General features: G+C 46.8%; 11 protein-coding genes. 3 read left to right on the top strand and 8 right to left on the bottom strand.

Annotated features, from left to right (window positions below):
• Positions 1 to 8: 8 nt before the first annotated feature.
• The 4 genes from yqiA to nudF form a co-directional block, all read right to left on the bottom strand.
• Positions 9 to 593, bottom strand: coding sequence for an esterase YqiA (gene yqiA / locus KIT90_RS07195; protein WP_033005255.1), 585 nt, complete (start codon positions 591 to 593; stop codon positions 9 to 11).
• Between the two features lie 55 nt (positions 594 to 648).
• Positions 649 to 1,455 carry a 3',5'-cyclic-AMP phosphodiesterase gene (gene cpdA, locus KIT90_RS07190; protein ID WP_038893952.1) on the bottom strand — a complete coding sequence of 269 codons (807 nt, stop codon included), beginning with the start codon at positions 1,453 to 1,455 and terminating at the stop codon, positions 649 to 651.
• 61 nt (positions 1,456 to 1,516) lie between these two features.
• On the bottom strand, positions 1,517 to 1,960 hold the full coding sequence (locus KIT90_RS07185) for a DUF1249 family protein (RefSeq protein ID WP_009707750.1): 444 nt from the start codon (positions 1,958 to 1,960) through the stop codon (positions 1,517 to 1,519).
• A 2-nt stretch (positions 1,961 to 1,962) separates the two neighbouring features.
• The gene (nudF, locus tag KIT90_RS07180) at positions 1,963 to 2,610 is read right to left on the bottom strand and encodes an ADP-ribose diphosphatase (RefSeq protein ID WP_005436080.1); all 648 of its coding nucleotides are present in this window, start codon (positions 2,608 to 2,610) and stop codon (positions 1,963 to 1,965) included.
• Positions 2,611 to 2,839: 229 nt separating this feature from the next.
• Between nudF and tolC the strand changes: the two genes are divergently transcribed.
• On the top strand, positions 2,840 to 4,168 hold the full coding sequence (gene tolC / locus KIT90_RS07175) for an outer membrane channel protein TolC (protein WP_054823010.1): 1,329 nt from the start codon (positions 2,840 to 2,842) through the stop codon (positions 4,166 to 4,168).
• Between the two features lie 216 nt (positions 4,169 to 4,384).
• Here tolC and hldE read toward each other — a convergent pair whose 3' ends face one another.
• The 3 genes from hldE to KIT90_RS07160 form a co-directional block, all read right to left on the bottom strand.
• Positions 4,385 to 5,815 (bottom strand): bifunctional D-glycero-beta-D-manno-heptose-7-phosphate kinase/D-glycero-beta-D-manno-heptose 1-phosphate adenylyltransferase HldE, encoded by a 1,431-nt coding sequence (hldE, locus tag KIT90_RS07170; protein ID WP_005436078.1) that lies wholly within the window; start codon positions 5,813 to 5,815, stop codon positions 4,385 to 4,387.
• Positions 5,816 to 5,892: 77 nt separating this feature from the next.
• Positions 5,893 to 8,736 carry a bifunctional [glutamate--ammonia ligase]-adenylyl-L-tyrosine phosphorylase/[glutamate--ammonia-ligase] adenylyltransferase gene (glnE, locus tag KIT90_RS07165; protein WP_285376024.1) on the bottom strand — a complete coding sequence of 948 codons (2,844 nt, stop codon included), beginning with the start codon at positions 8,734 to 8,736 and terminating at the stop codon, positions 5,893 to 5,895.
• A 120-nt stretch (positions 8,737 to 8,856) separates the two neighbouring features.
• Positions 8,857 to 10,113: a methyl-accepting chemotaxis protein gene (locus KIT90_RS07160; RefSeq protein WP_009707755.1), complete on the bottom strand. Its 1,257-nt coding sequence runs from the start codon at positions 10,111 to 10,113 to the stop codon at positions 8,857 to 8,859.
• 48 nt (positions 10,114 to 10,161) lie between these two features.
• Between KIT90_RS07160 and KIT90_RS07155 the strand changes: the two genes are divergently transcribed.
• Positions 10,162 to 10,980 carry a potassium channel family protein gene (locus KIT90_RS07155; protein ID WP_285376021.1) on the top strand — a complete coding sequence of 273 codons (819 nt, stop codon included), beginning with the start codon at positions 10,162 to 10,164 and terminating at the stop codon, positions 10,978 to 10,980.
• Between the two features lie 31 nt (positions 10,981 to 11,011).
• Here KIT90_RS07155 and KIT90_RS07150 read toward each other — a convergent pair whose 3' ends face one another.
• Entirely contained in the window at positions 11,012 to 12,544 is a 1,533-nt protein-coding gene (locus KIT90_RS07150; protein ID WP_285376020.1) for an inorganic triphosphatase, read from the bottom strand.
• 205 nt (positions 12,545 to 12,749) lie between these two features.
• On the opposite strand from KIT90_RS07150, the gene KIT90_RS07145 reads away from it, so the two are divergent.
• Complete coding sequence (locus KIT90_RS07145; RefSeq protein ID WP_005431974.1) at positions 12,750 to 13,430, top strand: TIGR00153 family protein; 681 nt, start codon at positions 12,750 to 12,752, stop codon at positions 13,428 to 13,430.
• Positions 13,431 to 13,467 lie beyond the last annotated feature (37 nt).

Genomic DNA, 13,467 nt, shown 5'->3' with positions numbered 1-13,467 from the left:
CGTTAGTATTACAGTTTTAGGAATTCAATGATTTGAGCAGGATAACGCTCAAAGCCTACAAAACTGTGATCACCGCCTTCTTCTACCGTTTGTTTCGCGTTTGCGAACTTTTCTACGGCTTGGCGGTAGTCTAAAACCTCGTCTTCAGTTTGCTGTAAAAGCCAGAAGCTCTCAGGCGACGCGATGCTTTGTACATCAAGTGCTTTTAGCTCGTCAATATGACAGGCCTCAAGTGTATAGGTTTCGTGCGTATATGGGTTAGTTTGTTCACCGAGGTAATCCACCAGCAATTCATAAGGCTTCACTGCTGGGTTAACAACGACGGCAGGAAAGCCAAACTTTGCATTAAGCCAAGTCGACATGTAGCCCCCCAAAGAACTCCCCACTAAACCAATGTTGTAGTCGTCTTTGTATTGCTCAACGATATCCAATAGGCATTGAGCAGCCAGTTGAGGGAAACACGGCAATTGAGGCACGATAACCTTGATGTCCGGTCGTTGCTGCTCACAGAACGCTTTCATTAAATTCGCCTTCATCGAAAGCGGCGAACTGTTAAAGCCATGGATATAAAGCAACAAAGAAGGTTTACTCATGATCACCTCAAGTTAAAAAAGTAAGCCCGAACATAAGGTTCGGGCGTGATAATGATTAGTATCCGTTTGAGGTAAAGTCTGGCTGGAATTGGCCATCTGGTAAACGGTTGACCTCAGTCGTAATGTCGCCATTACTGTGCAACTCAAGTTCTCGCCAACCTGGAGATTCAGTATCCAAGGCGAAGTCATCGGAATTCGGTTTGAACTGCACACAAGTTGACGGCGTTGCCATCACACGGATGCCATTATAAAGAACATTCATGTCTTGGTGCACATGACCACATAAAATGCCTTTTACGTTCTCAAAACGGTCCACGACTTGCCAGAATGCTTCCGCATCTTTGAGCGTGTGTTGGTCAAGCCACGCACTACCAACTAAAAGCGGGTGGTGGTGTAAAAGCACCAAGGTGTGTCTTTGCGGGTTTTCCGCTAACTTTTCTTCCAACAGAGACAATTGCTGATCACTTAAGCGTCCGTGAGGTACGCCTACCACTTGTGAATCCAATAGAATCAACTGCCAATGCTCGCCAAGCATTAGATGCTCAACGGCTTGAATTTGAGGAGATGGCAGTACACTGCCCATGTTTGGCTTGTAGTCGTGGTTACCCGGGAGCCAGAAACAATCTTTTTTCAGCGGTGCGATGCCTTCAGCAAAACGCTGATAAGACTCTGCACTGTGGTCCTGTGAAATATCGCCAGTTGCCAAAACGTATTCAAACTGCACCTGACGATGAAGAACCTCTTGTATCACAGCAGCAAAGCTGTCGGCGGTTCTTACGCTCAGCAAGCTGCCCTCATCGGCTTCAAACAGATGAGTATCCGTGATTTGTAATAGCTTTATGCTGTCACTAGATGATTGCAAAATGAAAACCTGATTCGTCCACTATATTGTTTTTTGTTATTTTCCCTTAGCGACGTGACAATCAATTGAAGGCAAGTGGCGTTCTACTAATGCCACTTCGTAAACAGAACGTCAGCCATTCACCAAGGAACGTATTAAGCTGATGCTTTTCATCTTTCTGCATCAACTGGTCGTTGGGATAATCATATTTAGCTTTGATGCGAGAAAACTCTCCGCTTGAGCATACTTCGGCGACTCTCGCATCGTGATAAAGCCTGACAGACATCGTAGGTAAAGGAAACACTGGTGTTTCATCACTCTGACATATCTCAACAACTGTGGTGTATTTTGTGATTTCATTCACGGTCAGTTGGTAAACCATGTTCGCCGCTTGATAGCAACGAACATCACCAACTTCGGCAGAGACAGGCAGCAAAGCGTTCAGCTTGGCGTAGTTGGTCTCATAAGTTCTCATCAGACCCGCTAAGTCAACATGGTATCGCTGTTTTTCAGCTACTTGCGCCATCATTATTTCTCCACCTTTGAGGTTTGTCCCCATTGTGATGTCAATTCTTGGTGATTCAATTGTAACCATTGAAGTGCAATGATTGAGGCACCATTTTCGAATTTTCCATCCTTCACCCATTGATACGCAGTTTCACGGCTGATCACATGAACTCGAATATCTTCATTTTCATAGTCTAAACCATGAATGCCATGCGCTTTAGTTGCATCGACTTCACCGATGAACACATCAAGCTTTTCAGAACAGCCACCAGAAGAAGGGTAATAAGAGGTAACCGAAGCCACACGTCCGACTTGGATACCCGCTTCTTCTTCCGCTTCTCGACGAATCACTTCTTCTGATGACTCGTCACGATCAATCATGCCAGCGACAATTTCTAGCTGCCAAGGATGCGAATGTTCTAATGCGCCAACGCGGATCTGTTCAATGATCACTACCTGATCAGTCACAGGATCATACGGGAGCATGGCAGCAGCATGACCACGTTCGAACATTTCTCGTTCGACAATCCCACTCCATCCGCCTGCGAATAATCTATGCTTAAAACGGTATTTCACCATTTTAAAGAAGCCTTTAAACACGGTTTCTTTTGAGATTATTTCCACATCTTGGGGAGTAAAATCATTTTGTTGCTTGTCACACTGTTGCATTCAACACCTCTCTGAGTGAATCTTGTAGTTTACTCATTGTTATTCGCTTGCTCAAAGGACTTGGCTCAACTTTTTGTACAATAGTTATAAATTATTTTAAGCGTTTCCCAATTATTTATTGCACAAGTGGATAATTACGTGTAAAAAAGTGCAAAGTTTCGAGTAAATATCGTCCAAATTGAGTTAAACTACTGAGAATTAACCAATCTATATACCGCGGGAATGGAAAATGAAAAAACTGCTTCCACTATTTATCAGTGCAGCGCTAGGCAGTATGAGCACATCTGCATGGGCAGACTCTCTTGCTGAAATCTATGACTTAGCAAAACAAAACGACCCTCAATTGCTCAGTGTAGCAGCGCAGCGTGATCAAGCTTTTGAAGCAATCAACTCTAGCCGCAGTGCCCTACTACCACAAATCAACCTAACAGCGGGTTACGACATCGCTCGTGGTGATACTGATTTTGATAGCAAATTACGTTCAAAACAAAGCAATGACCAAAACGTTCTGTCTGCAGGTGTTGGCTTCTCGCAAGAGTTGTACAACCGTGCATCATGGATCACGCTAGACACGGCTGAGAAAACGGCTCGTCGTGCAGACGCAACGTACGCAGCGACACAACAAGGTTTGATCCTTCGTGTTTCTCAAGCTTACTTTGAAGTACTGCGTGCGCAAGACAACCTTGTGTTCGTTCGTGCAGAAAAAGCAGCCGTTGGTCGTCAGCTAGAACAAACTAAGCAACGTTTTGAAGTAGGTCTATCGGCAATCACTGACGTACACGATGCACAAGCACAGTACGATGCAGTACTAGCCGATGAAGTATTGGCAGAAAACGATCTGATCAACAGCTACGAATCACTACGTGAAATCACAGGCCAAGAGCACAAGAACCTCAACGTTCTAGACACTGCTCGTTTCTCTGCAAGCCGCTCTTCTGAGCCTGCTGAAGCTCTGATTGAAGAAGCGAAGACAACTAACCTGAGCCTACTGTCTGCGCGTATCGCACAAGACATCGCTCGCGACAACATCTCGCTAGCAAGCTCTGGTCACCTACCAACGCTATCTCTTGACGGTGGTTACAACTACTCTGACACAGCAGAAAGCACAGCGGACAACACAACGGATGGCTTCAATGTTGGTGTTAACCTAGCAGTGCCTCTATACACTGGTGGTCGTACAACGTCTGAAGTGAAACAAGCGGAATTCGGTTACGTATCTGCGAGTGAAGATCTAGAAGCAGAATACCGTAGTGTTGTGAAAGAAGTGCGTGCACAGAACAACAACATCAACGCTTCTATCGGCGCACTAAAAGCGTACGAGCAATCTGTAGTGTCAGCACAGTCTGCACTTGAAGCAACAGAAGCTGGTTTCGATGTAGGTACTCGTACTATCGTTGACGTACTAGACGCAACTCGTCGTCTATACGATGCGAACAAGAACCTATCAGACGCACGTTACAACTACATCCTTGCAGGCCTACAGCTTCGTCAAGCGGTAGGTACACTGAGCGAGCAAGATATCCTAGATGTTGATGCAGGCCTTAAGCCAGTAAAATAAACATCGATAGCGAAGTAACACGCAAAACGCCAGCTGATTTTTCAGCTGGCGTTTTTATTGCTGCTAGACAAGCCATTCCCCCCTCTAACTCCCCCTTGAAAACGGGAAGGACTGGAATGACTTTGTGGTTAGATTCACTCGTCCAAAAACAACAAAGGCCGCTCGAAAGCGGCCTTTAATAATTAGTTTGTCGTAATCAGCTTGGTTAGGAAGGAATTAACCTTTACCACCTTTGATAGCATTGATGATTTCGCTGGTTGAACAACCGTCTTCAAAGTTCAGTACGCGAACTTCACCACCAGCAGCAATCACTTCTTTACCACCAGCGATCTCTTCTGGTTTGTAATCGCCACCTTTTACTAACAAGCTTGGCAACACTTCAGAGATCAAACGTTGCGGAGTGTCTTCACTGAAAGGTACTACCCAATCTACCGCGCCAAGACCTGCCAATACCGCCATACGACGATCGGTTGGGTTTACTGGACGACCTGGGCCTTTTAGGCGCTTAACGGAATCATCGGTATTTACTGCAACGATTAGGCGATCGCCTAGCTCAGCAGCGTGGTTTAAGTAAGACACATGGCCTGCGTGTAGAATGTCGAAACAACCATTGGTCATCACAACCTTCTCGCCTTTCGCACGTGCTTTCTTCACTGCTTCAATCAGTGCTTGTTCTGAAATCACACCGTAGTCGGTGTCTTGGCTACCGTGAATCGCTTCTGCTAGCTCAATCTCAGAAAGCGTTGATGTACCCAGTTTACCAACTACAACACCTGCGGCTGCGTTTGCCAGTGCACACGCTTCTTCAAACGATTTGCCCGCAGCAACAGATGCTGCAAGAACAGAGATAACCGTGTCGCCAGCACCTGTCACGTCGTACACTTCTTTCGCTTGGGTCGGCAAATGGAACGGCTCTTGGCCACGGCGAATCAAGGTCATACCGTTTTCGCTGCGTGTTACCAATAACGCTTCAAATTCGAACTCTTCAACCAAAGCCAGCGCTTTCTCGACTAGCTCTTGGTCAGATTTCACTTTGCCCACTACGTCTTCAAACTCTTTCATGTTTGGAGTAAGCAGTGTTGCGCCGCGGTAGCGTTCAAAGTCCGCACCTTTCGGGTCAATGAAGACAGGGATGTTTGCTGCGCGCGCTTTTTGGATGTATGCCTGAACGTGCTCTAGAGAACCTTTCGCGTAGTCAGACATGATCACCGCTTTCACACTTGGTAGTGCGGTTTCCATGCGAGACAGCACTGGTTCTGCGTCTGTGTTCTCGAACTTGTCTTCGAAATCCAGACGAATCAATTGCTGACCACGGCTCATCACGCGAAGCTTAGTGATAGTTGGGTACTCTGGCAGCGCCACGAAGTCGCATTTCACTTTTAGCGAGTTCAGCGTTTCCGTTAGTACTTTCGCTGGCTCATCCATACCCGTTAGACCAACAATGTGAGCGTGACCGCCAAGTGAAGCAATGTTCATTGCCACGTTCGCAGCACCACCCGGACGCTCTTCATTGTTTTCTACTTTCACAACAGGTACTGGCGCTTCAGGAGAGATACGTCCAGTCGGGCCATACCAGTAACGATCTAGCATGACATCACCGATGATTAGCACACCAGCGCTGTTGTAATCAGGTAGAATTGGTTTCATTATTGGTCTCCAAAAATTAAATCGTGGTGAGTTTAACACAGCCTTTTTCTAGGCTGAACCTTGTGCACTACTTCTGCTTAGGCAAACCATTGATTCCATGCTTGCTTCACCCACTCTCGCTCTGCAACAAATTTCTCTTCCGCCACATCGGCATCCAAGTTGAGCAAGTTTCGACGATGAATCTCATCGCGCATTGATGTGTATGCGCGCGTCAATTGCATCGCTTGATCTTCTTCCATGACACCTTGTGCAATCAGGGTTTCAAAAATACGCACGTTATCGCACCAGCGAATCAGCTTCGGCTTACTGTGACTGTAGTTGAGCACAAGGTATTGAGCGAGAAATTCAATATCGGTAATACCGCCGTTGTCTTGCTTAAGCATAAAGCGACCGGATTTTTTCCCGCCCAAGTGGTCACGCATTTTCTCGCGCATATCGACCACGTCTTTCTTCAGCGCGTCTTGGTCACGCTGTTTACACAACACATCATGACGGATGTTGTGAAAGGCGATAGCCAAAGGCTCATCACCATAAATCATGCGCGCACGAACAAGGGCTTGATGCTCCCATGTCCATGCATCTTTGTGTTGATAGTCATCAAAAGCATCGGTTGGGCTAACCAATAACCCCGAAGCACCAGATGGACGTAAGCGAGTATCCACTTCGTACAGAATGCCTGATGCAGTGCGGGTCGAGAAAATATGGATGATGCGCTGCGCTAAGCGAAGATAGAACTGGCGACCATCGATTTCTTTCTTACCATCGGTGTAGACGTTCACTGGGCAATCGTGCATGAACACGATATCCAGGTCTGAGTTATAACCCAGCTCCCAACCACCAACTTTCCCGTAACCAATCACGGCGAAACCTTTACCTTCTCGATCTTTCACATGGGTTGGTTCGCCATATTTTTCCGACACTTGTAACCAAGCTTGGTTCACTACCGCTTCCACAATCGCTTCTGCCAAGTAGGTTAAGTGATCACTCACTTTCATCACAGGAAGTACACCAGCAATGTCCGCGGCGGCAATACGCAAGATGCAGATCTGCTTGAACTGGCGCAGCGCTTCCATCTGTTGCTCCATATCATCCTCTGGGATGCGGGCAAGGAAATCACGTAGCTCTGTTCGGTAGCTATCGAGTGGAATTGGGTTGTACAGATGCTGAGGATCGATCAACTCATCAAGCAGAATTGGATAACGCGATAGCTGCTCAGAAATCATTGGGCTAGCGGTACATAGGCGAACCAATTGCACTAACGCAGCCGGATGTTCATCCAACAGCTCAAGGTACGTTGTTCGTGTACAGATGTTATGCAGCAAATGCAAAACTCGCGGCAAGCCAAACTGCGCATCTGGGTGGGCAAATACTGCATCGAAGACTTTTGGCATTAGCTTGGTCAACACTTCTCGCCCACGTGGCCCAAGCGTCTTCTTCGCCAAATCTGCTTTGAACTGCATGATGGTTTTCGCCAAGTGTTCTGGGTTCTCAGCTTTGATGTCCTCTTGTAGAACGTGTTCAAGCACGTCTTGTTTAGTCGCCATGTCCCACAACTCATGGAAATGACGAGCGACGGCTTCCGCTTCGTCCTCTTCATCATCACCAATCAAGCTTTCAAACACCTTGTGCACGTTCGCCATGTGTAGCTGGGTTTGAGCAATGAGCGCATCCCAGCTATCAAAGCGCATCGCAGTAGCAAGTTTTAGCTGCTCGTCTTCACAATCAGGCAAGGTTTGCGTTTGCTTGTCCGCCATCGCTTGTAGTAGGTTTTCTAACTGGCGCAGGTACTTATAAGCCGCTTCAAGGTTATCGACTTCTGGCTGCGTGAGCTGACCTAGCTCACCAATGGCATTCAAGGTTTCTAGCAGGCCACGACCACGTAAAGATGGCTCGCGACCACCACGAATTAACTGGAACACTTGAGCGATAAACTCAATCTCACGAATGCCGCCCGCACCCAATTTGATGTTATTGCTCAAACCACGACGGCGCACTTCACTGCTGATCATGGATTTCATGCGGCGTAGGGATTGAATCGCACTAAAGTCGATATAACGGCGGAAAACAAACGGACGCAGCATCTGGCGCAACTCTTGATATTGCGGATACATTTCACTGCCCATCACGCGCGCTTTGATCATCGCGTAACGTTCCCAATCCCTTCCCTGTTCTTGGTAGTAATCTTCGAGCGCGGCATAGCTCATCACCAACGGACCACTTTCACCAAATGGACGTAAACGCATGTCCACGCGGTAACAGAAGCCATCAAAGGTTTGTTGGTCGAGTGCTTTAATAATGCGTTGACCCAAACGGGTAAAGAACTGCGCGTTGGCAATGCTGCGGCGCGCACCTTGCGTCTCACCGTTTTCTGGGTATGTGAAAATCAAGTCGATGTCAGAAGAGAAATTCAACTCACCACCGCCAAGCTTACCCATTCCGATGATCAGCATAGGTTGCGCTTCACCCTCGGCATTGGTTGGCGTGCCCCACTCATTACAGCAAATCTTGTATTGCCATTGATAAGTTTCGAAGATCATCGCTTCGGCCAATTGAGACAAATGACTGAGCGACTCTTCTAGTATCCAAGTGTGGGTAAAGTCTTTCCACGCAATGTAGACCATTTCGCGGTTACGGAACTGACGCAGCACACGGTGGCCTGCCATTTCATCTTGGCATTCAGCTAAGAGATCGGCGAGGCGTGTACGATAAGCTTGTTGTCGACTGCTTTCTGCCAGCATGCTTGGCAAGTTTTGTGCGAGTGTCTCATCACGATGAATCGCTTCGGTTATGAACTTACTTAACCCAGACACAAAACGAAATTGCTCAGCAATCTCGGTTGGCCATTGTTGAAAGTATCCCGCTTGCTCGGCGTTTTGAACCGCAGAATCCGCGACAGAAATCAGTGACGAAGGCAGCTGCATTTTTCTTCCTTGTGTGAAAAGCACTGTGGTTTGAGAGGTATACATTCTTTTATACCAGAGTTGGCACAAATAAAAACGCCCACAAAAGGTTTGTGGGCGTTTTATCAAAGCTTGCTGAAACTAGACTTCGAAAGATTTAATCTTCTTGTCGAGCTCTTCTGCGTTGTTTTGCATCATCTCAGAGGTCTCTAGCAACTCGCTGACCACCACGACCGATGCTTCCACAAGCTCACGAACATTGGTTAAGTTCTGGCTCATTTCTTCTGCGACGCTGCTTTGCTGACCTGATGCCGTTGCAATCTGGAAGTTCATGTCGTTAATTTGCGTCACTTGACCAACAATGCCGTCAAGCTCAGTGCCAGCATTTGAAACCAGCTCAACACCTTCTGCCGCCTCAACCACGCTCTTCTCCATCAACTCTACCGCTGAGGTTGCGCTCGCTTGAAGCTGAGTGATCATCTCTTGGATTTCTACCGTTGCTTGCTGCGTGCGTTGAGCAAGGTTACGAACTTCATCGGCTACTACTGCAAAGCCACGACCCGCTTCACCCGCACGCGCCGCTTCAATTGCCGCATTCAGAGCAAGTAAGTTGGTTTGCTCAGAAATACCTTGGATGGTACCAACCACGCTGCCGATTGCGTCAACACGCTCTTCCACTTGGTTTACCGCGCTTGCTGAAGAAGCGATATCAGAAGACAGTTCGCTCATCTTAGACACGGTTTTCTGTAAGAACTGCTGACCAGTCACAGCTTGAGTCGACGCTTGCTCGGTAAGAGAAGATGCCGTTTGAGCGTGCTCTGCTACCGTTTGAACCGTAGATGACATCTCGCTCATTGCGGTTGCTAGCTGATCGATCTCGTTGAACTCTTCTTGTGCTGATTCTTTGGTTTCTGACATGCTGAGCGTCATTACTTCCGTCAGCGTAGAAAGCTCATCAGAAGCATTGATCTGCATTTGAATCACATCATGCAGCTGACGACGCGTTTTCTCTAGCTCACGGGCGACATCGCCATACTCATCTTTACAATCCATACCAAATGGCACAGACAGATTTTTGCTTGCCATCAACTTGATTGCATCATTCAAGTACTGTGTTTGACGCAGCATGACACGAGCAGCGGCGAGCAATAACACCACAAACACAGCAATGAGTATCGCGGTTTGCCACGCCACTTGCGTTAGGTAGGCTTCGTAATGTTGTTGGGCAACTTGCTCGTTCTGTGTTGCCGCCAATAATGAGTTATAGAACGTGCTCGCGTCCCATAATTGTTTTGCCACAATCAGGATGGTACTGAATACCATCAACATGACCATTTTCGGAACGAGCTTGATGTCGGATATCACCCTTTCCCACGGCTTAAATGCCAGCTTTTCCATTGTCAGTTCTCCACCGAGTCTTATATAGTCTTTATCTTACTTATAGTTATGCTCGCGCTTGATTCTGGTTGCGCGATTTATTTCGAGCTTCGTATGAAAAACTATGATATCAAAGACAGCACTAAACCGATGGGGTTGCTATCACTAATCTTGTCCTTCATGGCGCTATTTGTGATCTCTGGCCTGTTGTTTTTCCCGCTTGATCACGAAACCCGTCAAGTCTTTATCGGTCTGGATTTTATAATCTGTAGTATTTTTATACTGCAGCTCACTATAGATTTGATCCGAGCCACAGATCGCAAGTTGTTTCTTAAGCACCACTGGATCGATTTTGTGGCGAGCATCCCAATGGTTGAGCCTTTGCGCTTCGCTCGCTTATTCCATATCTTGCGCGTCATTCTGGTACTACGCTCTTCCAAGTTCATTCTTTTCCAGCTCAAGCAAAACCGTCGTGAAACCACATTAGCGTCCATTCTGTTGTTAATGGTGGTACTGATTACTTTAGGTTCTAGTGCGATGCTGTTTATTGAAGGGCAGAATCCTGATGCCAACATTCAGACGGGAACAGACGCATTGTGGTGGGCCTTTGTGACTATTTCGACCGTTGGCTATGGTGACCATTATCCAGTGACGACGGGAGGTAAGCTGCTTGCCGTGCTGATCATCATATGTGGTGTTGGTATCTTCGGTATGATTTCAGGTTTAATCACCTCGTTCCTGACCGCTCCCACTCGTCAGCAAGATAACCGTTCGAAGAATAAAGAAAAGCTGTTGGAACAAGTATTGGATAGGCAGGAGCAGATACTAGATAGGCTTCAATCCATCGAAAACGAACTCAATGAACAGAAACAACGGACAAAAAAATAGGACCTTCAAGGTCCTATTTTTTGTAGTCATCTTATTCTTGCCAGTAGGGCTCAACTTCCACGCTGATAGCGCGAGTCTGATCCATCGCGTGCAAGATGGAGCGCTCTTGGCGATGTAGCCAACGCTCTAACTGTTCTTGCTCTTCCCCTTCTAACATGCCAACTAATGGCAGCAAATGGTTGAGCATGAGCAGGTCGTCAATGCCATGCACTAAGTCCGCCCAAGGTAGACGGAAGCTGGTGCGCTCTTCTGCATCGTACAAACTCGCGAAGCCAATACCAGTGTAAAGATTACGCAGCAGACGGTAACGTTGATCGACATATTCTTGTGCTGACAAATCACGCTCAGCCGGGAAAGCTTCCATCAACTCAGCCCATGTGCGATCTAGTTGCTTCACTGAGAACGGTTGGATGTTACTCGACATCTTTTCACGCGCTTTGTCATCAAGGAATGGCTGCCAGCCACGCGTTAAGATCCAACGGCTCAAATCCAATAGCAAACCCGTGTAGCGAGCAGAACTTAGCAGCTCTAGCACTTCTTCACGGCTTGGTAGCTCGCCCAGTTGTTGAGTTAACTCAGAAACAAGGAACTTACGTGCATCCAGCTTACGCAGCACGTTACCTTTATCGTCCAGTAGCTCTTCTAAATGTGCGTGCTCATCGAGCCACTCAAGTTCTTCTTCCAACCATTTCATTTCTTGGCGCAGAATCGCACTTGCTCGACGTGGCACCATGCTGCCAAAGATAGTGAACGTTTGGCGGATAAAGCGAATGGCGTTGACTATTTCTCTTAGTGATTCGACACAATCACGCTCTGCGTAGATTTGCTCATGGTAATGCCAGTGTGCTAATGCATGCTCTAATGAGTTAATTAGGCAGTATTCCACGGTGTCGTTTTTGCTGCTGTCGACCAATGCCAGCGGTTTCACTTCATCACCCGTGTAGCCACTTGCCAAACGGTAGCCTTTGGCCGCTTTGCTTAAGTTGCCTAGACGCATACCGCCCGCTTCACATAGGCTGCGAGCAAGGGTAAATAGCGCATCTGTTTGACCAGACTTGAGTTCAAGTTCCACTTCACAGATAGGGTCTTGCTTTTCTTCTCCGTCTTCACCTTGGGCAATCACGGCACCTTGGTCGAACGCAACTTCGATTTGGCTGCCATCAGGCATACCAATCAGCCACTGCTCACGAGTGAAGTTAGTAGAGAATAGAGGCCTCAGCTCCGCTTGCAGTGTTGCGATATCTTTACCTGCTGGCCAGATATCAGAAGGATGAAGCGTGAGGTCCGGCTCATTACTGGTGTGCTCGGCATTGTATTCTGGTCTTTGATGAAGGCCAGCAACAACGCGTCCTGCTGTTTTTACAGTCTGGACAAAAACATCATCAAAACGGCGAATTCTTAAACCAATGTCGTGCTTTCTTAACCATTTATCAGCGGTATCAAAGTAGGTGTTACCTAAGTCACGACTACTGTGCTGAAGTACTTTTGTTTCGGAAATTTTAGCTCTTAAAGTTTCTGAAAATTCAGGAGAAACAAAAAACTTCAGTTCTATCTCGGTTTCCATAGCTATACCTTTCAAAGCAGATAGAAACAGGATATTGCCTAATTTCTCACACGGCAAGAAAGAAATATCACCCGAATGATGATCTAAAACAGTTTTAATGAGCGATTTAATGCGTTAACATGCGCGCCTTTATAGCCATCGTTCAACATTTCGCCAAGAAATGGTGTATGTTTTTTTAAGGTTATAGTTATTAGGTTGAATGACCATGCCAGTAAATACAATTATGGGGTTATTTGCAAAGTCCCCAATTAAGCCTTTGCAGCGCCACGTTGTGTGTGTCAACGAATGTTGTTCACACCTGGTTAAGTTCTTTGAAGTTTCTTCAAAGGGTGACTGGGAAAAAGCAGCTGAAATCCGTGCTCAGATTTCTCACCTAGAGAAAGAGGCGGACGTGCTGAAACGTGAAATCCGTCTAAAACTGCCTCGCGGTTTGTTTATGCCAGTCGATCGTACTGACATGCTTGAGCTTCTAACTCAACAAGACAAACTTGCTAACCTGGCAAAAGACATTGCTGGCCGTGTATATGGTCGACAACTTGTCATTCCTGAGGCTCTCCAACCAAACTTCCTCGCATACGTTCAACGTTGTCTTGATGCGGCTGATCAGGCGCAAAAAGTGATCAACGAACTTGATGAACTTCTAGAGACCGGCTTCAAAGGCCGTGAAGTAACGCTAGTTGCTGAAATGATTCATCAGTTGGACGTTATTGAAGATGATACCGATGCAATGCAGATTGAACTTCGCCAACAACTGATGGCGATTGAAGCTGACATGAATCCTATCGATGTCATGTTCTTGTACAAGATTCTTGAATGGGTAGGTGGTATTGCCGACCAAGCGCAGCGCGTAGGTGCTCGTTTGGAAGTCATGCTATCTCGATCTTAAAACATAAGTTAACGACATAACGAAGAGCATTACTAAC

The sequence above is a fragment of the Vibrio sp. B172a genome (genome assembly GCF_030248355.1).
Taxonomy (GTDB): Bacteria; Pseudomonadota; Gammaproteobacteria; order Enterobacterales; family Vibrionaceae; genus Vibrio; species Vibrio owensii.
Note: the sequence above shows the minus strand (reverse complement) of the source record. Positions and strands in the feature narration are given on the sequence as shown.

Bases quoted from the DNA above. Each gene is read 5' to 3' on its own strand.
- yqiA (WP_033005255.1), bottom strand. From the start codon at position 593: ATGAGTAAACCTTCTTTGTTGCTTTATATCCATGGCTTTAACAGTTCG.
- KIT90_RS07185 (WP_009707750.1), bottom strand. From the start codon at position 1,960: ATGGCGCAAGTAGCTGAAAAACAGCGATACCATGTTGACTTAGCGGGT.
- nudF (WP_005436080.1), bottom strand. From the start codon at position 2,610: ATGCAACAGTGTGACAAGCAACAAAATGATTTTACTCCCCAAGATGTG.
- tolC (WP_054823010.1), top strand. From the start codon at position 2,840: ATGAAAAAACTGCTTCCACTATTTATCAGTGCAGCGCTAGGCAGTATG.
- hldE (WP_005436078.1), bottom strand. From the start codon at position 5,815: ATGAAACCAATTCTACCTGATTACAACAGCGCTGGTGTGCTAATCATC.
- glnE (WP_285376024.1), bottom strand. From the start codon at position 8,736: ATGCAGCTGCCTTCGTCACTGATTTCTGTCGCGGATTCTGCGGTTCAA.
- KIT90_RS07160 (WP_009707755.1), bottom strand. From the start codon at position 10,113: ATGGAAAAGCTGGCATTTAAGCCGTGGGAAAGGGTGATATCCGACATC.
- KIT90_RS07155 (WP_285376021.1), top strand. From the start codon at position 10,162: ATGCTCGCGCTTGATTCTGGTTGCGCGATTTATTTCGAGCTTCGTATG.
- KIT90_RS07150 (WP_285376020.1), bottom strand. From the start codon at position 12,544: ATGGAAACCGAGATAGAACTGAAGTTTTTTGTTTCTCCTGAATTTTCA.
- KIT90_RS07145 (WP_005431974.1), top strand. From the start codon at position 12,750: ATGCCAGTAAATACAATTATGGGGTTATTTGCAAAGTCCCCAATTAAG.